A 21,576-nucleotide genomic window follows, 5' to 3' on the forward strand; every position below is an offset into this window, starting at 1 on the left:
GCAAGAGCACACTTGGTAGGCGATACATTTGAAACTTCATCATGCAGAGGTTAGGTGCTGGATCAATTTCTTGCTTCAAGGTGACATGCTATGGTCAATCGGGCTCACGGGGGAGGAACACTTCTCGGCCCGCCCCCGAAACCATTGACCTAGGCGACAATCTCCAACAACGCCTTCGCCTTCCCCTCCATCGCCAGCCGCGCATCCTGCTGCGGCCTCGACCGGGCGACCGCGGTGATCCCCTGCACGAAGTCGAAGACGCTCTCGGGCGGGCGGCCTTCCTCGGCCAGCACCGTCTCGACAATCCGCCCCGTCTCCGTCTTCGAGAACCCGCGCTTGCGGAGGAAGTCCTGACGGTCCTCGTCTGAGCGCGCGACGATCTTTTCCCGCGCTGCCCGGATATGCGTGTAGCGACGCAGCATTTTCCAATCCTTGTGGCCGGTGACCAGCGAGACCTGTTCGATGGCGAAGCCGGCCTCGAACAGGCGGCTTGTGCCCTCATGGCGTAGATCGTGGAAATGCAGGTCCTTCACGCTGACCTCGACGCAGGCGCGCCGGAAGGCGGTTCCGACCGATTTCGAGTTATAGGGAAAGATCCGGCCTCTTGCGTGCCCGAGTTCCTTGGCCTGTTCGGTGACCAATGCCCGGGCATCGAACCCCGTGGCGGCGAAGAGTGGGATCCGCTGGTCGTTCCCGGTCTTGTTGCGCGGGTCCTTTCTGTCGCGGATCATGAGCATCCGGCGGTCGACGTCGAGATCGGTCCATGCGACGCGGCAAATCTCGTCGAGCCGCATCGCCGTGGCCACCGCGAACTTCACGATCCGTGTCATCGGCAGGGTCAGGCGTCCGTTGTCATCGAAGCAACGGAAGAGGCGGTTCAATTCATCCGTGGTGGGGCGGCGGTCCCGCTCGGTGCCTTTGCCGATCAGGCCGAGCCACTTGAGCGCGACACGTGCCAGATCAACGGGTTCGGGAGAAATGTCGAGCCCGTGTACGGCTGCCGCATGGGTGATGATCATCTTGATCACGCCGATATCGATGCTGAGGGTCACCGGACCGGCGCCTTGATCAGCGCGCATCTTGCCGTAGTCGATCAGCTTTTGCCGGTCGAGGTGCCCGATCTTCTCCTTGCCCAGATCGCGCTTGAGCGTCTTGAGCGTGGCGGCCTTGGCTCGCGACGCGGCGGTTTGCCTACCTCGCACATATCGATTATGTGGAGATCGATGAGATCGCCGAAGGTGGTCAGGCGGGAGACGGACGACTTGTTCGGCGCCAACCCCTGATCCACCCGGGTCTCCGCTAGGCGGGCCCAGCGATGGGCATCGTCGCGACGTAGAAACGTCTCGCTCGCGTAGCGGCCCTTTCGTCTGATCTGGACCCGGTATGCACCGGAGGGGAGCTTGGTGATGGAGGCCATTTTCGTGTGCGCTGTGTGTGCAATGAGTCGTCGTAGAGGGGCAAATTCGGGGATATTGGGGCGTATTCCAGCGTAGCAGCATCCGCCGCCAACAGTTTGAAGATACACAAAAAATGCAAATAAATCAACACGCTAGATTATCCTGTGCCCCTATGATGGACTGGACGGACCGCCATTGTCGGTACCTGCACAGGTTATTGAGCCGCAATACCCTGCTTTACACGGAAATGGTCACGGCGCCTGCATTGGTGCGGGGTGGTGCGTTGCACCTGCTTGACTACAACACCGAAGAACACCCTGTGGCACTGCAACTGGGCGGTTCCGACCCCGAAGAACTGGCGCAGGCCGCGCGGTTGGGGGTGCAAGCCGGGTATGATGAAATAAACCTCAACTGCGGCTGTCCCTCTGACCGGGTGCAGTCCGGCACATTCGGCGCGGTGCTGATGCAAGAGCCGGATCGCGTCGCCGCCTGCGTTTCCTCCATGCGCGACGTGGTTGACGTGGACGTGACCGTGAAATGCCGCATCGGTGTCGATGATCAGGACCCCGATCAGGTACTGCCGGCCTTTCTGGAGAAGATTGCGCAGGCCGGGTGCGAGCGGGTCACCATTCATGCCCGCAAGGCGTGGTTGCAGGGCCTCAGCCCCAAGGAAAACCGTGATATCCCGCCTCTGGATTATGACCTCGTGCACCGGATGAAGCGCGATTTCCCACAGATGCACATCTCGATCAACGGAGGGATTTCGTCCTTGGCGCAGGCCAGAGCGCATCTTGAGGCCGGGCTGGACGGCGTGATGATCGGCCGCGCCGCCTATCACCAGCCGTCAGACATTCTTTGCGGGGCGGATCGCCAGATTTTCGGAACTGGTCAGATCACGAATCCGTTGGATGCGGTGGCCGGGATGTTGCCCTATATCGAACGACATCTCAGCCAGGGCGGGCGTTTGCACCAGATTACCCGGCACATGCTGGGCCTGTTTGCCGGGCGTCCCGGCGCACGGGGCTGGCGGCGGGCCTTGTCCGAAGGGGCGGTGCGCGAAGGGGCCGGGCCGGAAGTGGTCGAGGCAGCCCTGAACCGGATCGCGCCTCTGGTCGGGACTGCACAAGCGGTGTAACAAGGCCCGCAGGCTGATCGGGAGGGGACGATGCCAGAGACGATGCTGTTGGTCCAGATGCTGGGCCTGTTGCTGGTGATCGGCGCCTTTGCGGGCGTTCTGGCAGGCCTGTTGGGTGTCGGCGGGGGTATCGTGCTTGTGCCTGCCTTTTTCTACACATTTCAAACTCTTGGCTATGGTGGTCCACAACTGATGCAGATGTGTCTGGCCACGTCGCTGGCCACGATCATCGTCACCTCGGTCCGCTCGGTTCTGAGCCACAACAAGAAGGGCGCGGTTGATTGGTCCATCCTGCGCGGCTGGGGGGCGGGGATCGCTCTGGGGGCAATCATCGGCGTTCTGGTGGCCTCGACCTTGCGGTCAGAGGCGTTGCAGGCGCTGTTCGGTGTGCTTGGTATGGTGATCGGCGCCTATCTGGGACTTGGCAAGTCCGAATGGCGCTTGGGCGACGCGATGCCCGGCGGTCTGCGCCGTATCGCATTGTCGCCGATGGTGGGGTTTCTATCGGTATTGATGGGGATCGGCGGCGGCAGTTTTGGTGTGCCGTTGATGAGCCTTTACAACACGCCGATTCACCGGGCGGTCGCAACTGCTGCCGGGTTTGGCGTAATCATCGCGGTGCCCGGCGTTCTGGGCTTTCTGTTTCTCGACATCGCACCTGAACACCGCCCACCCCTGACGTTTGGTGCGGTCAACCTGATTGCTTTTGGCATCGTTATCGCCATGACGCTGATCACCACGCCCTGGGGGGTCCGGCTGGCGCATGCGATGGACCCCAAGCCGCTCAAACGGGTGTTCGCTGTGTTCCTGACGCTGGTGGCGCTCAACATGCTGCGCAAGGCGTTGGGATGGTAAACGACTTCTTTGTTCGCGGCTGGCTCCGCTTTCCTTATGATCCGGTTCTGGCAGACTGGGTCAGCCATGCCTTGCCCGCGGCGCAAAAATCGGTTCACGACCCGGCGCACGCCCAGTGGCACGATTGCGAAGGTACATGGTTCATTGGCGTCGATGCACTTGGCAATGATGCGCAGGGCAGGGTGGGCAACTCCGGCCCCTTGTCCGGCAATGCAGTGGATTTCATCACGCGACATCTTGGGTTTCACCCGCTGCACAAGGGTCAGGTTTCGGTGATTTACCCCGGCTATCCGCGCCCGCGCCGCGGCGAAGGCGAGGCGGCCGCGCGATATCGCGTCAGACGCGACGCGGCGCATGTGGACGGGTTGAAACCCAGCGGCCCGGATCGCCGCCGCAAGGTTGACGAGCCGCACGCCTGGATTTTGGGTATTCCCCTGACCGTAACCAGCGCCGACGCAGCTCCCTTGGTGGTCTGGGAAGGCAGCCACAAGATCCTTGGCGACGCCTTTGCTCAGGCGCTCGCGGGCCTGCCGCGCGACACCCTTCACCTGGCCAATGTGACAGACATCTATCAACAGGCCCGGCGTGTTGTGTTCGACACCTGCCCCCGGATCGAGCTGCCCGCACGCCCGGGCGAGGCCTACCTGCTGCACCGTCACACCCTGCACGTGGTCGCCCCCTGGGCCGATACCGCGACCGGCGGACCTGATGGCCGCATGATCGCCTATTTCCGCCCGGAATTGCCCGGAGGTGTGGCCGAATGGATCGAATCCCCGTAACCTTCCTGCAATTCTTTTTAATTGCGGGGATTTGAGACAATGATCAGCATCATGACCCAAATGGACGGCGCCTTGATCGAGGCGGAACTGTCCGGCGAAATCACCAGCGCCGACTATGCCGACACTCTGGTTCCGGCGGTCGAGGCCGCGCTTGCCGATCACGACCGTGTCCGTCTGCTGGTCATCATGGGGCAGGAGTTCAAGGGATACGACCTGAGCGCAGCCTGGGCCGATACGATGCTGGGCCTCAGCCATTGGCGCGGCTTTGATCGGATTGCGGTCGTGGCCGATCAGAGGTGGGTGCAGAACGGCGTACGTCTGGCCGCGCCGATCCTGCCCTGTCCGGTGAGCGTGTTCGAACTGGCCGAGGTCGAAACCGCCCGCCGCTGGATTCGCGAGTCGCTGGGAACGATCCACGTTACCGATCTGGGCGGCCCGTGCATTCAGATCAAGCTGATGGGCAAGCTCGACCCCGAAGCCTATGACGAGGCCGAGGGCGATCTGGACGCAATGATCCGCGCCAAGGACGGGTTCCGCCTTTTGATCAACCTGACCGAATTCGAAGGATGGCAAGGCCTGTCAGGACTGGCTGCGCATTTCCGGCTTGCCGGCAGCCACGTGGGCTTGTTGGACCGGGCTGCCATTGTCGGCGACAAGACCTGGCAGCGCATGGCCGAACGGGTGGGGCGACATATCGTCAACGCCAAGACACAGTTCTTTCCCGCCGCTGAACTGGACGCCGCCAAGGCCTGGCTCGCGGCAGGTTGATGCCGGGGCAATCATGAGTATCCGCACTGAACTGCAATCTCTCTTCGATCATTATGTTTCGGCCTATCGCAAGGGCGATGCGGCGGGATGTTCAGCCTGTTTTACCGACAACGCCGAACTTTACTCGCCGTACGGACCGGCAGCAAAAGGGCGCAAGGCCATCGTGGATACCCACGCCGAATGGGTCGCGGAGGGTGGCGAGGACAAGACAATCGCGGTCGTGCAGGCTGGTCAGGATGGCGACTTGGCCTGGTGTCTCGCGCAGTTTGCCGAAGGCGATGGAGCCGACGAAGGGATATCTCTCAATGTCTGCGAACGTCAGCCGGACGACACCTGGCTGATCCGGATGTGCAGCCTGAACGAACGGTAAATTTCAGCGGTCCAGTCGCGCCGCACGCCCGCCGCGCCGCTTGAACAGGCGCGGTTTGCGGTTGGGCAGCTCTTCCATGATCCCGGCGCGCTCGGTGCTGTCCATCTTTGACCAGCGGCTGATCTCGTCGATGGTGCGGAAACAGCCGGTGCAGATCCGTTCGGTCGGGTGCACGACGCAGATCTGGACGCAAGGGCTTTCAACCTCGTTCCGTTTCCAAACCATCTTCGTCATCGGTGGTCTCCGACCCGTTACAGAAAGCGCATCCGATCCAGCGCACCCTGCAAGATATAACCTGCGGCGACGTGATCAATCACCTGTCCGCGACGTTTTCGTGTCGTATCCGCCTCAAGAAGTGCTTTTTCAGCCGCAACCGTGCTTAGCCGTTCATCCCAGAACCCGATGGGCAGGTCCGTCAGCCGCGACAGATTGCGGGCGAACGCGCGCGTCGACTGGCACCTTGGCCCCTCGGTCCCGTCCATGTTTCTGGGCAGGCCCAGCAGGATTCCCCCGATCTCGCGATCCCCGGCGATTTCCAGCAGCCGCGCGGCGTCAACACCGAACTTCTTGCGGCGCACTGTCTCCAGCGGGCTGGCAATCCCGCGCGTCCGGTCCGAAACCGCGACCCCGATGGTCTTTTCCCCCAGATCCAACCCCATCAGCGCCGACATGGGCGCAAGTGCCGCGGCAAAATCCTCGAATACGTCGTGGATCATTCGCCCAGACCCGCCTGCCTAGCGGCGTTGGCGATCATCTCCCGTGCCGCGTCGTTCTCGGCAAATACACTCAGCGCTTCATCGCGAATTGCAACGGCCCTGTCAGCCTCTCCCAGAACGCTCAGGGCCGTGATCAGACGCGCCCATTCCTCCGGCGCGCCGCCCTCGGTCGCAAGGCGGTCGGACAGATTCTCGACCATGCCGCGGATCATGTCCTGCCGTTCTTCGGCCGTCATTTCGCTGGCTGCGTCCACGTCATCACCCGTTGGTCCCGACAAGGGCGCCGGGCTGGCCGGAGGCGTATAGTTGACGCCAGCGCGATAGGCCAGGTCCTCGATCTGCGCGCGAATGGCCTGCGACCACGGCGCGTGCGGCGACGAAATGCGCAGGGTTTCCTCCCACAGGCTGAACGCCAGGTCGGGGCGCCCGACCTGCGTCAGCATCTGGCCCCAGTAATAGCGCGCGGGTCCGTTTGCCGGATCGATATCCAGCGCTTGCAGCAGCACCGCTTCGGCTTCCGGCGACACGTAACCGCCCGCCGCCTGGATCATCAACTCTGCCTTGTCGCCAAAATCATCCGCCGTGGCCGCGTCGCCCATCAGTTCGATGGCCCTGTCCTTGGCCTGATAAGCCGCCTTGAAGTCTCCGACATTCGCCTCGTGCTGCGCCAGCAGGTTATGGCCCTGAATGTCGTCGGGCCGCCCCGCGACCGTCTCGCGCAACTGCCGCAGCAGGTTGGCGTAACTGTCGTCGATCTCGGGCTTGGGCTGGACGGGCAGCTTATCTTCGGCGGTCAACTGGTCGGGCCGGTCCTTGCGGAACTCTTCGGCCATCTCGATCCGCAGCGTCAGCGGCAGGTCGCCATATCCCGGTGCGCCCAGCCTGTCATAAAGCAGAACACCGCCGCCCGTCAGAATCAGCGCCGACAAAACTGCGACAACGATCGTGACCGCCCGCGTCGGCCCGCCACCGTCACGTTCCTGCTGTATCTGGGCGTCGGCAGCCAGAATGCGGCGCGAAATCTCGGTGCGCACGCGCTCGGCATCTGCCTCGGCAATCACCCCGCGTGCCAGATCCCGGTCGACACTGGCAAGCTGTTCGCGATAGACACGCAGATCATAGGCCGCCGCCGGTTCACCGTTACGCCGTCCACGCAGCATGGTCAGGCCAAGCAGCGCCGCGATCATCAGCGCCATTAGGGAAATCAGAATCCAGAAGGTCATGTGCTCTCCGAGAGTGTTGCCCCCATCTAGACCTGCAGGCGGGTCGAAAAAAGAGGCAAATGGCCGCGATCTTGGGCGTATGTCGCAATAGTGCTCTATTGCGACGCAGTACGGCACGGGTAAACTCCGGTCGCGCGGCATATCTGCGACCAATCACGAACCGGATCGGATTCGCTCATGAGACACTATTCAGCTTTTGCAGTGGCGCGCGAAGCGCTGCGCCATCACACCGGATGGGAACGCGCCTGGCGTTCACCCGAACCCAAGAAACGCTATGACGTCATCATCGTCGGCGCGGGCGGGCACGGCCTGGCGACCGCCTACTACCTTGGCAAGAACTACGGCATCACCAACGTTGCCGTGATCGAAAAAGGGTGGCTGGGCGGTGGCAACACCGGCCGCAATACCACGATCATCCGCTCGAACTATCTGCAGGACCCGTCGGCAGCGATTTATGAAAAGGCGCGCGGGCTTTACGAGGATCTCAGCCAGGAACTGAATTACAACGTCATGTTCAGCCCCCGCGGCGTCATGATGCTGGCTCAGACCCAGCACGAGATTCGCGGATATCAGCGCACGGCGCATGCCAACGCGCTGCAAGGCGTCAAGACCGAATGGATCACTCCCGAACGCGTCAAGGAACTGGTGCCGATCATCAATATCCACGGCCCCCGCTATCCGGTTCTGGGTGCGCTCTGGCAGGAACGCGGCGGCACCGCGCGCCACGACGCCGTGGCCTGGGGCTATGCCCGTGCCTGTTCCAACATGGGCATGGACATCATCCAGAAATGCGAGGTCACCGGCGTGCGCCGCGAAAACGGTCGCGTGATGGGTGTCGAAACCACCAAGGGCGCCATCGAATGTGACAAGCTCGGCATCGTGGTTGCAGGTCATTCGGGCCAGTTGGCCGAAATGGCGGGCTTCCGTCTGCCGGTCGAATCGCTGGCGTTGCAGGCGCTGGTTTCCGAACCGATCAAACCCTGCATGGATGTGGTGGTGATGGCCAACACCGTGCACGGTTACATGTCGCAATCCGACAAGGGCGAGATGGTGATCGGCGGCGGCACCGACGGGTTCAACAACTTCACCCAGCGCGGCAGCTTCCACCATATCGAAGAAACCGTGCGAGCGCTCAACGAAACCTTCCCAATGATCTCACGTCTCAAGATGCTGCGCCAGTGGGGCGGGATCGTCGACATGACAGGCGACCGTTCGCCCATCCTGTCGAAAACCCCGCTTGACGGCTGCTTCATCAACTGCGGCTGGGGCACCGGCGGCTTCAAGTCGATCCCCGGTTCGGGCTGGGGCATGGCACAGCTGATGGCCACCGGCCATTCGTCGCTGACCGAGGCGTTTTCGCTCGACCGCTTCAAGGAAGGCCGCTTCATCGACGAAAGCGTCGCCGCCGGGGTGGCGCACTGATGACCATCTATCGGGCATGTCGCGAACGCTCCGGCGTTCGGAAAGGGTGGGCGTGATGGCCTATTCCGAGGACATGGCCGAAATCATGCGTGCGGATCTGGGCGTGGAGCCGGGACTGACCGAGAAGAAGATGTTCGGCGGCCTGTGTTTCCTTCTCCATGGCAACATGGTCTGCGGCGTTCACAAGGACGGGGCGATGTACCGCCCCGGCAAGGGCGGCGAGGCCGAGGCGTTGTCCGCCGGGGCGCAACCGCTCTCCTTCACCGGTCGCCGGATGGGCGGCATGGTCGAGGTGGATGCCGGAGGCTTCGAGAACACTGCGCTGCGCGCAAAACTGACTGAATTGTCGCTGGCCCATGCGGCCAGCCTGCCACCGAAATAACGTGCAAAGGATGACGATATGCTGATCCTGAATTGCCCCTATTGCGGCGTCGACGCCGAAGAAACCGAACTGGCCGCAGGCGGCGAGGCGCATCTCAAGCGCTTCGGTCCCGGCTCTTCCGAGGATGATTTTCACGACTACCTGTTCATGCGTGAAAACCCCAAGGGTGTTCACCTGGAACGCTGGCGGCATGCCAATGGCTGCGGCAAGTGGTTTCACGCCGCGCGCTGCACCAACACGCTCGAAGTGTTCGGCACCTATCCGGCCCAGACCACCGAGCCGCCGCAAGCGATCAAGGATGCCATCTCGGCCAAGCGCCCGGGCTGGTCGTGGAAAGACTTCTCCTGATGCTTCATCTCTTCAAAAATACTCCCGCCGGAGGCTCCGACGCCTCCTCTTGCGAAAGGTCCGCATGACATGAGCACCCGTCTCGCAAATCAGGGCCGGCTGATTAACCGGTCCAAGCAGGTCACATTCACGTTCAACGGCGCCACGATGCAGGGCTACGAGGGCGACACGCTGGCCTCGGCCCTGCTGGCCAACGATCAGATGATGATGGGCCGGTCGTTCAAGTACCACCGTCCGCGCGGCGTGGTGGCGTCTGGCGCCGAAGAACCCAACGCCCTGGTCGGGCTGGGGCAGGGCAGCCGGTTCGAGCCGAACCAGCGCGCCACCACAACCGAGCTGTTCGAGGGGCTTTCGGCCGCCTCGCAGAACCACTGGCCGAACCTGAATTTCGACATCCTGGCGGTGAACAACAAGCTGGCGCGCTTTCTGCCGTCGGGCTTTTACTACAAAACGTTCATCCATCCCAAACCGTTCTGGAAACACGTCTACGAACCGATCATCCGCCAATCGGCGGGTCTGGGCAAAGCGCCCGACAAGGAAACCCGCGACGCGGATACCTACGAGCATTTCTATGCCTTTGCCGACGTCGTCGTGATCGGCGGCGGTGTCGCCGGTCTGCAGGCGGCCAAGGTCGCGGCGCAGTCGGGTGCCAGGGTCATGCTCATCGAGCAGACCGCACATTGGGGCGGTCGCGCTCCGGTTGACGGCGGCACCATCGACGGCGAGCCTGTGGATAACTTCGTGGAGCAAACCGTTGCCGAGCTGCAGGCCATGGACAACGTCACGTTGCGCACGCGCTGCATGGCGGCGGGCGTCTATGACCACGGCTATCTGTTGGGATACGAACGAATTTCCGATCACAAGCCCGGCGCGCAGGGTCCGCGCCACCGCTTGTGGCGCATCCGTGCCAAGCAGATCATCACCGCGACAGGCGCCATCGAGCGCCCGCTGTCCTTCGCGGGCAACGACGTGCCCGGCGTGATGCTCGCCGGGGCGATGCGCGACTATGTGGTGAACTGGGGCGTGACGCCGGGCGAGCGGGTCATCGTCGCCACCAACAACGACGATGCTTATCGCACCGCGATAATTCTTAAGCAGGCTGGTGTTGACGTGCTGCGCATCGTCGATGCCCGCACAACAGCAGGCGCGCTGGCCGACGAGGCGCGCGCGCTTGGTATCCGGGTCGACCCCGGCAAGGCCATTGCCAAGGTCAAGGGTGGCAAGCGCGTCAAGACTGTTGCGCTGTGCAATCAGGAAGGCGTTGGCGGCGCACGGGAAGAAGTCGAATGCGATGCGGTCGCCATGTCGGGCGGCTGGTCTCCGGTTGTTCACATGTGGTCGCATTGCGGCGGCAAGCTGATCTGGGACGAGGCCAACGCCCATTTCCGCCCCGACCCCGACCGCCCGCCGCTGGGCGCGAATGGCGAAGGCTTCGTTGTTGCCGCCGGGTCCGCCAACGGTCCGTTGTCGCTGGGCGATGTGATGGCCGACGCGCAGGCGGCAGGCAAGGCCGCGGCCAGGGCCGCAGGCTTCAAGCCCAGGAACACCAAGGCCCCGGTCGGCGAAAGCACCGAAGAGGCCGCGATGCAGGCCGTCTGGCTGATGCCCGCCAATGCCGACATGCAGCTGCGCGCCAAGTCCTGGCTGGACTTCCAGAACGACGTCAAGGTCTCGGACGTGCAGCTGGCTGCGCGCGAAGGCTATGAAAGCGTCGAACACACCAAGCGCTATACCACGCTCGGCATGGCAACGGATCAGGGCAAACTAAGCAACATCAACGGCTTGGCGATCCTTTCTGATGCACTGAATTCCGAGATTCCGCAGGTTGGAACCACCACGTTCCGCCCGCCCTATACCCCCATTTCGATGGGTGTGATCGGCGGAGAGGCGCGAGGCGACATCTTCCAGCCGATCCGCCGCACGCCGATGCACGATTGGCATGATCGCAACGGCGCGGATTGGGAACCGGTCGGCCAGTGGCGCCGGACCTATGCCTATGTCCGTCCCGGCGAAACCGTGCATGACGCGGTCAATCGCGAGGTCAAGAACACCCGCCAGAACCTTGGCCTGCTGGATGCCTCGACGCTGGGCAAGCTGATCGTCAAGGGACCGGATGCGGGCAAGTTCCTGGACATGCTCTATACCAACATGATGTCCACGCTGAAGCCCGGCAAATGCCGTTATGGCCTGATGTGTTCGGAAAACGGCTTCCTCATTGACGATGGCGTTGTCGCCCGCATCGACGAGGACACGTTCCTGTGCCACACAACCACCGGCGGCGCCGAACGCATCCATGGCCACATGGAAGAATGGCTGCAGACCGAATGGTGGGACTGGAAAGTCTATGTCGCTAACGTGACCGAACAATATGCGCAGGTTGCCGTGGTCGGCCCCAACGCCCGCAAGGTGCTGGACAAGCTGAACGCTCAGGCCGGCGGCGGCATGGACCTGTCGAAAGAGGCGCTGCCCTTCATGGAATGGCGCGACGGCAAGATTGGCGCGTTCGATTGCCGCGCCTACCGGATCTCGTTCTCGGGTGAACTCAGCTATGAAATCGCCGTGCCTGCGTCGCAGGGGCAGGCCTTCTGGGATGCCCTGATGGAGGCCGGGAAGGAGTTCGGCGTGATGCCTTACGGCACCGAATGCCTGCACATTCTGCGCGCCGAAAAGGGCTTCATCATGATCGGTGACGAAACCGACGGCACCGTGATCCCGCAGGATCTGGGTCTGCACTGGGCGATCTCTAAAAAGAAAGAGGATTTCCTGGGCAAACGGGCGCAGGAACGCACCCACATGACCGATCCCGACCGCTGGAAACTGGTGGGTCTCGAGACTGTGGATGGTTCAGTTATCCCCGACGGCGCCTATGCGGCGGGTGATGGCGTAAACGCCAACGGCCAGCGCAACATGATCGGGCGCGTGACCTCGACCTACTACTCGGCCAACCTGGGCCGTGGCATCGCCATGGGTCTGGTCAAGCACGGCCCCGACCGCATGGGAGAGGTGATCGAGTTCCCGGGCACCGACGGCAAAACCTACAAGGCAAAGATCGTTGACCCGATCTTCTTCGACAAGGACGGGGAGAAGCAGAATGTCTGAACCCATCAGCGCACTGAACCACGCCAGCTATGACGGTATCGCCAAGATCGAGGAATGCGGCCTGCAGGGTATGATCACCCTGCGCGGCGATCTCGCCGACAAGGCTCTGGCCAAGACCGTCAAGGACGCAACCGGTCAGAAAGTCCCCGGCCAGCGCGAGGCGCTCGTCGATGGTGACAGCGGCGTGTGCTGGATGTCCCCGGACGAATTGCTGGTGCTTGTGCCCTATGCCGAGGTCGAGGCCAAACTGGCCGCGATGACAAAGGCGCTTGGCAGTACTCATTCACTGGCCGTCAATGTCTCGGACGCCCGTGCGGTGTTCCGCGTCTCGGGGGCCTATGCCCGCGAGGTGATGGCCAAGGTCTCGCCGGTCGATCTGTCGAAAGAGGCGTTCCAGCCCGGCCAGATCCGCCGCTCGCGACTGGCCCAGATTGCCGGCGCCTTCTGGATGGATGGCGACGATACCTTCCGCGTCGTCTGCTTCCGCTCGGCCGCGGATTACGCCTTCAAACTGCTCAAGGTTGCCGCGCAGCCGGGCAGTGAGGTCGACTACTACTGAATATCTGCCAAACGGTCCCTTCGGGGGCCGTTTCAGTTTGTGAACAAATAGGTTCCGAACCGCTCCAACGCCGGGTCACGCACCGCGTCATCCTTCACGATTGGGGTTCCCTTGTCATCCGTACAGTTCGGATAGAATGACAGGGCATCGAACAACTCCAGCGTCCTGTTCTTGCGTTCAGTGTCATTCAGATACGGCGCGTGTGTCGAAAGATAAAGCGCCGGGCGCTGGTCTTTCAGCCAGCCCACCAGCGTCGGAAGAACCGTATACTCCGCCCCTTCGATATCCATCTTGACCAGCGAGACACGCGATAGATCCGTCGCGGCGGCAAACTGATCCCAACCGATGGTCAGCGCATCGGTTCCGTTCTCTGCATCGCTCAGCAGCGAGGTGGTGGAATCCCCCGGCTCCCCGCGCACCGAGGCCATGCGTGCCACCCCGAACCCGTCCGAAAGCGCCACCCCAAAGGCAGAGACATTGCGGATATCGTTCAATTCCAGATTCCATGCCAGATGGCGATAGGCCGTCGGGTCGGGCTCGAAACACCACACATGCCGTGCCCTGCGCGCGCCATACAGAACCGTCGGGCCGATCCACCCGCCGATATCCAGGTAATCCCGGTCGGGTGACAGGTATTCATCAAGCACCGCGAAGGTCTCCGGCTCCCAACCTCCCGCCGATGCCTTGCGCCAGAACTTGGAATGGTACGGGTCCAGCCGGAACCGCTCGCCATTCAGGTTCCCCGCATAGTATCCGCGGGCGCGATAGAACATCTTGCGCGCTTTGGTCAGCATCCCTGCCTCCGGGTTTTCTTGTCTCGGCCCTTGACCTCGCGGCGCTGCCAAAGCATGTAAACTTGGGAACGCAACTCATATTTCAACAGGGGGCCGAGATGGCTTTTGAACTTCCTGATCTTCCTTATGCACATGACGCGCTGGCATCCAAGGGCATGTCGGCGGAAACGCTGGAATATCACCACGATCTGCACCACAAGGCCTATGTCGACAACGGCAACAAGCTGATCGCGGGCACCGAATGGGACGGCAAGAGCCTGGAAGAGATCATCACCGGCACCTATGACGCCGGCGCGGTGGCACAGAACGGCATCTTCAACAACATCAGCCAGCTCTGGAACCACAACCAGTTCTGGGAGATGATGGGCCCGGGCGGCAACGCCATGCCCGGCGAGTTGGAAAAGGCTCTGACCGAAAGCTTTGGCTCGGTCGACGAATTCAAGTCGCAGTTCAGCGCCGCCGGTGCCGGTCAGTTCGGCTCGGGCTGGTGCTGGCTGGTCAAGAACGCCGACGGCTCGCTGGCCGTGACCAAGACCGAGAACGGCGTCAACCCGCTCTGCTTCGGCCAGACCGCGCTCTTGGGCTGCGACGTGTGGGAGCACAGCTACTACATCGATTTCCGCAACAAGCGCCCGGCTTACCTGTCGAACTTCCTCGACAATCTGGTGAACTGGGAAAACGTCGCGTCCCGGATGTGATAGATTGACCCGACGCGGGTTTATCAAGGGGCTGCTGGCGTCGTTGCTGGCAGCCTTTTTTGCGGCCACCTACGGTTTCTTCATCGAACCGGCCCTGCGCCTGCGGGTGCGGCGCTGGATCATCCGGCGCGACGACTGGACAGCACGGCCCCTGCGTATCGCGGTGATCGCGGATCTGCATGTCGGTGAACCCGTTGTCGGGTTGAGCCGCGTCGAACGCCTGGTGCGCCGCACCAACGCATTGGGTGCCGACCTGATCGTGCTGCTGGGCGATTTCGCGGCGGGGCATCGGTTCGTGACCGAACCGGTGCCGATCAGCGACCTGGTGCCGGTACTGGTCAAACTCTCGGCCCCGGAAGGTGTCTATGCGGTCCTGGGCAATCACGACTGGTGGGACGACCTGTCGGCGCAGGCTCGTGGCGGTGGTCCGAATCTTTATGGCGAGGCGCTCAGACAAGCGGGCATTCCCGTCCTGTCCAACGCCGCCGTCAAACTGGCCCGATCCGGCACCTGGCTGGCAGGGTTGGAGGATCAGCTCGCGCTGGTGCGGGGCGGGGGCAGGTTCGACGGGCTGGACGATTTGCCCGGAACGCTGGCGCAGATCACCGATGACGATCCGGTCATCCTGCTGGCGCACGAGCCCGATATCTTTCCGCAGGTTCCCGCCCGCGTGGCCCTGACCCTTTCCGGGCATACGCATGGGGGGCAGGTGCGCCTGTTCGGATACTCCCCGATTGTCCCCTCGCGGTTCGGCAATCGCTACGCCTATGGGCACGTACGCGAAGATGGGCGCGATCTGGTTGTCTCAGGCGGCATCGGGTGTTCGATCCTGCCGGTCCGGTTCGGTGTGGTGCCCGAGATCACCCTGATCGAGATCAGCGCTTGACCTTGCCCCGTCCCCGTGGTTCCGGTGGCGGCGGAGGGCGATCATGACAGAAGCATTCAAGGGCATCCTTGCCATGGTCGCGGCCTGCACGATCTGGGGCCTGTCGCCACTGTTCTACAAACTCCTGACGCATGTTCCACCACCCGAGGTGCTGTCGCACCGCACGCTGTGGTCCGTCGTCTTTTTCGCCGGAATGCTGGCGCTTCAGGGGCGGTTGCACGAGATTGCCTCGGCCTTTGCCGGGCGCAGGCAGACGGCCGTCATTGCCCTCGCGGCGGCGATGATCTCGGCCAATTGGTTCGTGTTCATCCTGTCGATCCAGATCGGCAAGGCGACCGAAGCGTCGCTGGGCTATTACATCTTTCCGCTGATCACGGTGCTGATCGGCTGGTTCTGGTTCGGCGAACGGCTTGGTATCGCGCAATGGGGCGCCATCGCGCTTGCCGCTCTGGCGGTCATCGTGCTGACCGTCGGCCTTGGCGTGGCGCCGTGGATATCGTTGATCCTGTCCTCGACCTTTGCCGTCTATGGGGCAGTGAAAAAGAAACTGGCGCTGGGGCCAGTCGTGTCCGTTACCTGCGAGATCCTGATCTACCTGCCGTTCTGGCTGGCGGTTCTGGCCTGGTATCACGGCATGGGGCAGGGGCATTTCGCCAGTGACTGGCGCACCAGCCTGCTGCTTATACTCGCCGGCCCGCTGACGGCGATGCCCCTGATCCTGTTCAGCTATGCGGCCCGCCGCGTCCGCCTGTCCACCGTGGGCGTGATGCAATACCTCAACCCGACCCTGCAATTCTTCTGCGCCGTCTTGGTTTTTGGCGAGCCCTTCACCTTCTGGCACCAGGTCGCATTTGCGCTGATCTGGACGGCGGTTGCGATCTTTTCGGTCTCGGCGCTCGCTCAGGACAGGGCCGCGCGCAGGGCATCCATGGCGGCGCTTGGTGTGTCCGCCCAGATCAGGAACTCCCCCAGCGACGGGTCGGCAAAACCCTGAGCGATCACCTGATCCAGAAGCTCGCGCAGCTTGTCCCAATAGCCATCGACATTCAGAATCAGGATCGGTTTGTCGTGCAGTCCCAGCTGCCGCCATGTCAGCGCTTCGAACAACTCGTCCAAAGACCCCGGTCCACCCGGCAAAACCACGACCGCATCGGCGTTCATGATCATCACCTTCTTGCGCTCGTGCATCGTCTCGGTGATGACGAAATGGGTCAGATCTGTCTTGCCGACCTCACGGCGTACCAGATGAACCGGGATTACGCCGAAAGTCACACCGCCCGCCGCCTGGGCCGCGCGCGCAACTTCGCCCATCAGACCCAAATCTCCGGCGCCATAGACCAGCCGCCAGCCCTGAACGGCCAGCATCTGGCCAAACGCCCTTGCCGCGTCCGAATAGGCAGGGATTGCACCATTGCGTGACCCGCAATACACACAGACGGATTTCTGGGACATGAAACGGCCTTTCCGGGCTTGTGTCAGAGCTTTTGACCCGTGATAGCGGGATTGGTAAGCTGGCTCAACTGCGTGGCGCGGATGCCGGCCTGGGGATGGCACACGCCACGGATTGAAAGGACTGAAATGGCTGCGAAGTCGGGAAGCGGGAGTTTCACCTGGGGGCTGCTCGCCGGGGGTGTTGCCCTGATCGGGGCAGGAGTTCTGTATTACACCGGGATTTTCGGGACATCACCCGAGCCTGTGCCGGAACCGGCAGAGCAGGCGGCGCAGGCCGAACCGCAGCCACAGGATACGGCGGAACCTGCGCAAGAGGGCAACACGGATCCGCAGTCCGCAACCGAAGAGGCCGAAGAACACGCCGCGGCCAAGGAACCGGCCCCTTCCGAACACCCGGCCCCCGTGCTCGATCAGATCTATGTCGAAAAAGACGGCAATGCCTTGCTGTCCGGCAGCGCGGTGCCGGGCAGTTCCATCACGGTTCTGCTGGATGGTGCGAAAGTGCACGATTTTATCGTCGACAACAGCGGCAGTTTTGCCGAGTTCCTGTCACTTCCCTTCAGCGATGCCGCCCGCGGGCTGGTACTCGAAGGCGAACTTGATGGGCAGAAACAACTCTCCGACGACTATCTGATTGCCGCTCTGCCAGAACCGGAGCCCCAGCCGGAACAGGTTGCGAGCGCCGAGAGCATTGCGCCGGAACCCGCCGCCGAACCTGCGCAGGAAACCGCGTCCGCCGATCCGCAGGATAGCCCGGCGCAAGAACCAGCGGCGCAAGTCGCACAGGCCGATACAGACACGGGCTCGCAAGAGCAGGGCACCGAAGCGGCCGCAATCGATGACGCCGCAGACGCTTCGACCAACACGGATACCGCCGAAACCGTCCAACCGGCGGAAACCGCTGAAACTGCCAGCGCCGAACAGCTCCCTCAGCCCGAAACCACCGAAACACCCGCCCCCGAAAGCACGGGCCAGGTTGCCATTCTCCGCTCCGGAGAAGACGGCGTCGAACTGGTTCAATCCCCGGCCAAACAGGCGGACGTGCCAACAGGGCAGGTCACGCTTGACACGATCGGCTATTCCGAGAGCGGCGATGTACAGCTTTCGGGCCGCGCCCAGCCGCGCGCCGTGATCCGCCTTTATCTCGACAATCGCGCGATCACCGACATGCCGACCAGCGATCAGGGCAGATGGCGCGGAGAGATCGAAGGCATCGAACCCGGTATCTATACCCTGCGGCTGGATGAGATCGGCGGCGACGGCACCGTTCTCAGCCGCCTTGAAACCCCGTTCAAACGGGAGTCACTTGAGGTTCTGCAACCAGCAACTCCGGTTGTTACCGCCGAAGCGTCCACCGAGGCACCCGCCACGACCACAACTGCAGAAACAGCGCCTGCGGCAATCGCAGAGACTGAATCGCCGGTGCCAGCCCCAACCCCTGCGCCGGCAATTCGTGCCGTGACCGTGCAAAAGGGCGACACCCTCTGGGCCATTTCGCGCGAACGTTATGGCGACGGATTTTTGTACGTGCGGGTGTTCGACGCCAACCGCGAGTCGATCCGCGACCCGGATCTGATCTACCCGGGGCAGGTCTTCACTATCCCCGAATGATCCCTGCCTCTGGCCTTTCCCGGGCCAAGGGCTATCTCTGACCGCAATCAAGGTACGCGATGAGACGTCTGGCCCCTTTGCATTCCGACGACATGCCGCCCGAGGACGACCGCGCCTCGGGCTGGCGCACGATCCGAAAGGTGGCCCCATACCTGTGGCCAGAGGACGAGCCGTGGGTGAAGAAACGTGTCATCCTGGCGATGGCTATGCTGGTGCTGGCCAAGCTGATCGCCGTCTATACGCCGATCCTCTACAAGGGCGCGGTGGATAGTCTGGCCAAGGACGGCGCGCCGCCGATGCTGCTGGGCGCGGTCGGGCTGACCGTGGCTTATGGCGTTGCTCGGATGCTGACGGTCGGGTTCCAGCAACTGCGCGACGCTTTGTTTGCACCGGTCGGACAGCGGGCGTTGCGGGCGCTGGCGCTTGAGACCTTCCAGCATATTCACCGCCTGTCGATGCGCTATCACATCACCCGCCGCACCGGCGGTCTCAGCCGCATCATCGAGCGCGGGGTAAAGGGCGTCGAATTCCTGCTGCGCTTTCTGCTGTTCTCCATCGGGCCGCTGATCCTGGAACTGCTGCTGGTCGCCATCATCCTGATGTGGCTTTTCGATGTCTGGTATCTGGTCGTCGTCGCCGTCACCATCGCGCTTTACATCTGGTTCACCTTTGCGGTGACCGAATGGCGGGTCAAGCTGCGCCGCGAGATGAACGATCAGGATACCGAGGCCAACCAGCGCGCCATCGACAGCCTGTTGAACTTCGAAACCGTCAAATATTTCAACGCCGAAGACCGCGAAGCTCAACGTTACGACGTATCGATGAAGGCCTATGCGCAGGCGGCGCTGAAAACGGCCTATTCGCTGGCTCTCCTGAATTTCGGCCAATCCTTCCTGATCACCTGCGGCCTGATCGGGGTGATGGTTCTGGCGGCTCTCGGTGTACAGAACGGCACGCTGACGGTGGGCGATTTCGTCATGGTCAACGCGTACATGATCCAGATCACGGTGCCGCTCAACTTCCTTGGCACGGTTTACCGCGAAATCCGTCAGGCGCTGGTGGACATGGGCCAGATGTTCCAGCTTCTGGAACAGCCTTCGGAAGTCACCGAAAAACCCGACGCGCCTGCGCTCAGGGTCAATGGCGGCGAGGTGGCGCTCGACAAGGTCCATTTCGGTTACGACCCCGATCGCGAGATCCTCAAGGGCATTTCCCTGACTGTCCCGGCAGGACAGACCGTCGCCATCGTCGGCGCCACCGGCTCGGGCAAATCGACCATCGGGCGGCTTCTGTTCCGGTTCTACGACGTCACCGTCGGGGCGCTCAGGATCGACGGACAGGATGTGCGCGACGTGTCGCAATCCAGCCTGCACGCCGCCATCGGAGTGGTGCCGCAGGACACGGTGCTGTTCAACGACACCATTCGCTACAACATCGCCTATGGCCGCGACGGGGCCAGCCAGGCCGAAGTGGAAGAGGCCGCGCGCGCCGCGCAAATCCATGATTTCATCGTGACGTTGCCCGAGGGCTATGACACCCGCGTTGGCGAACGCGGCCTGAAACTGTCAGGCGGTGAAAAACAGCGCGTGGGCATTGCCCGAACCCTGCTCAAGAACCCGCCGATCCTGCTTCTGGACGAGGCGACGTCGGCGCTCGACACCGAGACCGAGCAGGAAATCAAGGGCGCTCTGGCCCGCGCGGGCGAGGGGCGCACGGTGATCACCATCGCCCACCGCCTGTCCACCATTGCCGAGGCCGACCGCATCGTGGTGCTGGAACGCGGTGAGATAGTCGAGCAGGGCACGCATGACGAATTGCTGTCGCGCGACGGCCGCTATGCCCAGCTCTGGAGCCGCCAGCAGGCGGATGCCGACGCCGCCTGACAGCTTTGTCGGGCGCAAGGGAAATGATATGATGGGGCCCTGATTCCGGAGGTCTCATCATGTATCGATACCTGCGAATGACCCTGACCCTGGCCACCCTTTCCGCAAGCCCGTTCTTGCTGCCAGCCGTTGTATACGCCGATCCGATCATCGGCGTCTGGAAAACGCAGCCAGACCGCAAGAACCTGACATCGCACATCCGGATATCCGCCTGTGGTGACAAGTTCTGCGGTCAGATCCTTTCGGCCTATGATCCGTCGGGAAAGAAAGTCCAAACCCCCAATATCGGCAAGCGGCTGTTCTGGGGGGTCACCAGTGAAGGCGGCGGGAAATACGGCGGCGGTACTTTCTGGGTGCCGCTGGTCAACGTTCAGGCGGTGCCCCAGATGACGCTCAAGGGAAACACCCTCAAGGTCAGGGGCTGCGCCCACCACATCTGCGGCCACCAGTCCTGGACGCGGCTCTGAGTTTTCTTCGCGTCACATCAACAGCCAGAGTCTGTTTCGGGCGGGAATGAAACGATCAAGCCGTCAACCTTGGGGAGGGCATATGTTCAATCAGGACTTGTTTATCGATTTCTCGCTTGCGCTCTTTGCGTTCGTCAATCCGCTCTATACAGTCCCCGTCTTTGTCGCCATGACACAAGGCTTCAACAACGCAGAGCGCCTGCGAACCTCGCTCATCGCAGCCGCAACGATGTTCTGCGTGCTGATGCTGACCGTGATAGTCGGAGATCAGGTCCTCCTGATTTTTGGCATCAATCTACCGTCCTTCAAAATTGCCGGAGGACTGATTATTCTGGGTCTTGCATTCAAGATGCTCTTTCTGAACCCGGACAAGAACGAAGACCCCGCCCAGTCGTCGCAAGACATGCCCGTGCCGCCAAAGAAGGATATCGGCGTCTACCCGTTGACGATCCCCGTTCTTGCCGGACCCGGACTGTTCACGACGGCCATCGTTTTCAGCAGCGAGCTGACAACGCTTTCCGATTTCGCCGCGATCTGCGCCGTTGCGGTCGTCACCGCGCTTCAGTACTGGCTATCCATGATTTTTGCAGGCGTCGTGACGCGATACCTGAACAACACGACAATTCAGATCGGCACAAACGTCCTCGGAATTCTGTTGGCCGCAGTTTCCGTGGAACTCATGCTGTCCGGCGTTGAAGAATTTGTGCTTTCTATCCAATTGCCGGTCTGAAC

Annotated in this window: 23 protein-coding genes; 17 read left to right on the plus strand and 6 right to left on the minus strand. The window is 62.3% G+C overall.

The annotated features are described in order from the left end of the window. Positions 1–149 precede the first annotated feature (149 nt). Positions 150–1,202: a site-specific integrase gene (locus ACR0LZ_RS10355; protein ID WP_480749725.1), complete on the minus strand. Its 1,053-nt coding sequence runs from the start codon at positions 1,200–1,202 to the stop codon at positions 150–152. A 328-nt stretch (positions 1,203–1,530) separates the two neighbouring features. Here ACR0LZ_RS10355 and dusA point away from each other — a divergent pair, with 328 nt between their 5' ends. From dusA to ACR0LZ_RS10380, 5 genes are read left to right on the plus strand one after another with little or no spacing between them, the layout of a single operon-like run. Then, positions 1,531–2,532 carry a tRNA dihydrouridine(20/20a) synthase DusA gene (gene dusA / locus ACR0LZ_RS10360; protein ID WP_480749726.1) on the plus strand — a complete coding sequence of 334 codons (1,002 nt, stop codon included), beginning with the start codon at positions 1,531–1,533 and terminating at the stop codon, positions 2,530–2,532. A gap of 30 nt (positions 2,533–2,562) precedes the next feature. Next, positions 2,563–3,387, plus strand: coding sequence for a sulfite exporter TauE/SafE family protein (locus tag ACR0LZ_RS10365; RefSeq protein WP_480749727.1), 825 nt, complete (start codon positions 2,563–2,565; stop codon positions 3,385–3,387). After that, on the plus strand, positions 3,381–4,166 hold the full coding sequence (locus tag ACR0LZ_RS10370) for a hypothetical protein (RefSeq protein WP_480749728.1): 786 nt from the start codon (positions 3,381–3,383) through the stop codon (positions 4,164–4,166). Before ACR0LZ_RS10365 ends, ACR0LZ_RS10370 begins: the two co-directional genes overlap by 7 nt. A gap of 51 nt (positions 4,167–4,217) precedes the next feature. After that, positions 4,218–4,934, plus strand: a complete 717-nt coding sequence (locus ACR0LZ_RS10375) for a SpoIIAA family protein (protein ID WP_480749729.1) — start codon at positions 4,218–4,220, stop codon at positions 4,932–4,934. 13 nt (positions 4,935–4,947) lie between these two features. Beyond that, on the plus strand, positions 4,948–5,304 hold the full coding sequence (locus ACR0LZ_RS10380; protein WP_480749730.1) for a YybH family protein: 357 nt from the start codon (positions 4,948–4,950) through the stop codon (positions 5,302–5,304). A gap of 3 nt (positions 5,305–5,307) precedes the next feature. Here ACR0LZ_RS10380 and ACR0LZ_RS10385 read toward each other — a convergent pair whose 3' ends face one another. From ACR0LZ_RS10385 to ccmI, 3 genes are read right to left on the minus strand one after another with little or no spacing between them, the layout of a single operon-like run. Beyond that, positions 5,308–5,538 (minus strand): DUF1289 domain-containing protein, encoded by a 231-nt coding sequence (locus tag ACR0LZ_RS10385; RefSeq protein ID WP_480749731.1) that lies wholly within the window; start codon positions 5,536–5,538, stop codon positions 5,308–5,310. A 17-nt stretch (positions 5,539–5,555) separates the two neighbouring features. After that, positions 5,556–6,020: a Holliday junction resolvase RuvX gene (ruvX, locus tag ACR0LZ_RS10390; RefSeq protein WP_480749732.1), complete on the minus strand. Its 465-nt coding sequence runs from the start codon at positions 6,018–6,020 to the stop codon at positions 5,556–5,558. After that, on the minus strand, positions 6,017–7,243 hold the full coding sequence (gene ccmI, locus ACR0LZ_RS10395) for a c-type cytochrome biogenesis protein CcmI (protein WP_480749733.1): 1,227 nt from the start codon (positions 7,241–7,243) through the stop codon (positions 6,017–6,019). Before ccmI ends, ruvX begins: the two co-directional genes overlap by 4 nt. Before the next feature lie 177 nt (positions 7,244–7,420). Here ccmI and ACR0LZ_RS10400 point away from each other — a divergent pair, with 177 nt between their 5' ends. From ACR0LZ_RS10400 to ACR0LZ_RS10420, 5 genes are all read left to right on the plus strand, one after another. Continuing rightward, positions 7,421–8,665, plus strand: coding sequence for a sarcosine oxidase subunit beta family protein (locus ACR0LZ_RS10400; protein ID WP_480749734.1), 1,245 nt, complete (start codon positions 7,421–7,423; stop codon positions 8,663–8,665). A gap of 16 nt (positions 8,666–8,681) precedes the next feature. Continuing rightward, positions 8,682–9,047: a TfoX/Sxy family protein gene (locus ACR0LZ_RS10405; RefSeq protein WP_480749735.1), complete on the plus strand. Its 366-nt coding sequence runs from the start codon at positions 8,682–8,684 to the stop codon at positions 9,045–9,047. An 18-nt stretch (positions 9,048–9,065) separates the two neighbouring features. After that, positions 9,066–9,395, plus strand: coding sequence for a sarcosine oxidase subunit delta (locus ACR0LZ_RS10410; RefSeq protein ID WP_480749736.1), 330 nt, complete (start codon positions 9,066–9,068; stop codon positions 9,393–9,395). Between the two features lie 69 nt (positions 9,396–9,464). Continuing rightward, positions 9,465–12,494 carry a sarcosine oxidase subunit alpha family protein gene (locus ACR0LZ_RS10415; RefSeq protein WP_480749737.1) on the plus strand — a complete coding sequence of 1,010 codons (3,030 nt, stop codon included), beginning with the start codon at positions 9,465–9,467 and terminating at the stop codon, positions 12,492–12,494. Continuing rightward, positions 12,487–13,053: a sarcosine oxidase subunit gamma gene (locus tag ACR0LZ_RS10420; RefSeq protein ID WP_480749738.1), complete on the plus strand. Its 567-nt coding sequence runs from the start codon at positions 12,487–12,489 to the stop codon at positions 13,051–13,053. Before ACR0LZ_RS10415 ends, ACR0LZ_RS10420 begins: the two co-directional genes overlap by 8 nt. Before the next feature lie 32 nt (positions 13,054–13,085). Here the strand turns inward: ACR0LZ_RS10420 and ACR0LZ_RS10425 are convergent, their stop codons facing one another. Next, a complete protein-coding gene (locus ACR0LZ_RS10425) occupies positions 13,086–13,847 on the minus strand; it encodes an FkbM family methyltransferase (protein ID WP_480749739.1) in 762 nt (253 codons plus the stop codon). Between the two features lie 98 nt (positions 13,848–13,945). On the opposite strand from ACR0LZ_RS10425, the gene ACR0LZ_RS10430 reads away from it, so the two are divergent. The 3 genes from ACR0LZ_RS10430 to rarD are packed head-to-tail and all read left to right on the plus strand — an operon-like array spanning position 13,946 to position 16,425. Then, a complete protein-coding gene (locus ACR0LZ_RS10430; protein WP_480749740.1) occupies positions 13,946–14,545 on the plus strand; it encodes a superoxide dismutase in 600 nt (199 codons plus the stop codon). Between the two features lie 4 nt (positions 14,546–14,549). Continuing rightward, positions 14,550–15,431: a metallophosphoesterase gene (locus ACR0LZ_RS10435; RefSeq protein WP_480749741.1), complete on the plus strand. Its 882-nt coding sequence runs from the start codon at positions 14,550–14,552 to the stop codon at positions 15,429–15,431. Positions 15,432–15,474: 43 nt separating this feature from the next. Next, positions 15,475–16,425, plus strand: coding sequence for an EamA family transporter RarD (gene rarD / locus ACR0LZ_RS10440; protein ID WP_480749742.1), 951 nt, complete (start codon positions 15,475–15,477; stop codon positions 16,423–16,425). Here the strand turns inward: rarD and ACR0LZ_RS10445 are convergent. Continuing rightward, entirely contained in the window at positions 16,332–16,883 is a 552-nt protein-coding gene (locus ACR0LZ_RS10445) for an LOG family protein (protein WP_480749743.1), read from the minus strand. The genes rarD and ACR0LZ_RS10445 overlap by 94 nt on opposite strands. A 126-nt stretch (positions 16,884–17,009) precedes the next feature. On the opposite strand from ACR0LZ_RS10445, the gene ACR0LZ_RS10450 reads away from it, so the two are divergent. From ACR0LZ_RS10450 to ACR0LZ_RS10465, 4 genes are all read left to right on the plus strand, one after another. Further along, positions 17,010–18,494 carry a LysM peptidoglycan-binding domain-containing protein gene (locus tag ACR0LZ_RS10450; RefSeq protein ID WP_480749744.1) on the plus strand — a complete coding sequence of 495 codons (1,485 nt, stop codon included), beginning with the start codon at positions 17,010–17,012 and terminating at the stop codon, positions 18,492–18,494. A 92-nt stretch (positions 18,495–18,586) separates the two neighbouring features. Then, entirely contained in the window at positions 18,587–20,377 is a 1,791-nt protein-coding gene (locus ACR0LZ_RS10455; protein ID WP_480749819.1) for an ABCB family ABC transporter ATP-binding protein/permease, read from the plus strand. A 59-nt stretch (positions 20,378–20,436) separates the two neighbouring features. Then, on the plus strand, positions 20,437–20,844 hold the full coding sequence (locus tag ACR0LZ_RS10460; RefSeq protein ID WP_480749745.1) for a DUF2147 domain-containing protein: 408 nt from the start codon (positions 20,437–20,439) through the stop codon (positions 20,842–20,844). An 82-nt stretch (positions 20,845–20,926) separates the two neighbouring features. Then, positions 20,927–21,574, plus strand: coding sequence for a MarC family protein (locus ACR0LZ_RS10465; protein WP_480749746.1), 648 nt, complete (start codon positions 20,927–20,929; stop codon positions 21,572–21,574). Positions 21,575–21,576: the final 2 nt, after the last annotated feature.

This window comes from Ruegeria sp. CI1, assembly GCF_056536925.1.

Excerpts from the sequence above, each read along its gene's own strand:
- ACR0LZ_RS10405 (WP_480749735.1), top strand. The coding sequence starts at position 8,682 with ATGTCGCGAACGCTCCGGCGTTCGGAAAGGGTGGGCGTGATGGCCTAT.
- rarD (WP_480749742.1), top strand. The coding sequence starts at position 15,475 with ATGACAGAAGCATTCAAGGGCATCCTTGCCATGGTCGCGGCCTGCACG.
- ACR0LZ_RS10460 (WP_480749745.1), top strand. The coding sequence starts at position 20,437 with ATGTATCGATACCTGCGAATGACCCTGACCCTGGCCACCCTTTCCGCA.
- ACR0LZ_RS10430 (WP_480749740.1), top strand. The coding sequence starts at position 13,946 with ATGGCTTTTGAACTTCCTGATCTTCCTTATGCACATGACGCGCTGGCA.
- ACR0LZ_RS10415 (WP_480749737.1), top strand. The coding sequence starts at position 9,465 with ATGAGCACCCGTCTCGCAAATCAGGGCCGGCTGATTAACCGGTCCAAG.
- ACR0LZ_RS10410 (WP_480749736.1), top strand. The coding sequence starts at position 9,066 with ATGCTGATCCTGAATTGCCCCTATTGCGGCGTCGACGCCGAAGAAACC.
- ACR0LZ_RS10465 (WP_480749746.1), top strand. The coding sequence starts at position 20,927 with ATGTTCAATCAGGACTTGTTTATCGATTTCTCGCTTGCGCTCTTTGCG.
- ACR0LZ_RS10450 (WP_480749744.1), top strand. The coding sequence starts at position 17,010 with ATGGCTGCGAAGTCGGGAAGCGGGAGTTTCACCTGGGGGCTGCTCGCC.
- ACR0LZ_RS10375 (WP_480749729.1), top strand. The coding sequence starts at position 4,218 with ATGACCCAAATGGACGGCGCCTTGATCGAGGCGGAACTGTCCGGCGAA.
- ACR0LZ_RS10445 (WP_480749743.1), bottom strand. The coding sequence starts at position 16,883 with ATGTCCCAGAAATCCGTCTGTGTGTATTGCGGGTCACGCAATGGTGCA.
- ACR0LZ_RS10385 (WP_480749731.1), bottom strand. The coding sequence starts at position 5,538 with ATGACGAAGATGGTTTGGAAACGGAACGAGGTTGAAAGCCCTTGCGTC.
- ACR0LZ_RS10420 (WP_480749738.1), top strand. The coding sequence starts at position 12,487 with ATGTCTGAACCCATCAGCGCACTGAACCACGCCAGCTATGACGGTATC.
- ACR0LZ_RS10455 (WP_480749819.1), top strand. The coding sequence starts at position 18,587 with ATGCCGCCCGAGGACGACCGCGCCTCGGGCTGGCGCACGATCCGAAAG.
- ACR0LZ_RS10400 (WP_480749734.1), top strand. The coding sequence starts at position 7,421 with ATGAGACACTATTCAGCTTTTGCAGTGGCGCGCGAAGCGCTGCGCCAT.
- ACR0LZ_RS10365 (WP_480749727.1), top strand. The coding sequence starts at position 2,563 with ATGCCAGAGACGATGCTGTTGGTCCAGATGCTGGGCCTGTTGCTGGTG.
- ruvX (WP_480749732.1), bottom strand. The coding sequence starts at position 6,020 with ATGATCCACGACGTATTCGAGGATTTTGCCGCGGCACTTGCGCCCATG.
- dusA (WP_480749726.1), top strand. The coding sequence starts at position 1,531 with ATGCAAATAAATCAACACGCTAGATTATCCTGTGCCCCTATGATGGAC.
- ACR0LZ_RS10370 (WP_480749728.1), top strand. The coding sequence starts at position 3,381 with ATGGTAAACGACTTCTTTGTTCGCGGCTGGCTCCGCTTTCCTTATGAT.
- ACR0LZ_RS10380 (WP_480749730.1), top strand. The coding sequence starts at position 4,948 with ATGAGTATCCGCACTGAACTGCAATCTCTCTTCGATCATTATGTTTCG.
- ccmI (WP_480749733.1), bottom strand. The coding sequence starts at position 7,243 with ATGACCTTCTGGATTCTGATTTCCCTAATGGCGCTGATGATCGCGGCG.
- ACR0LZ_RS10425 (WP_480749739.1), bottom strand. The coding sequence starts at position 13,847 with ATGCTGACCAAAGCGCGCAAGATGTTCTATCGCGCCCGCGGATACTAT.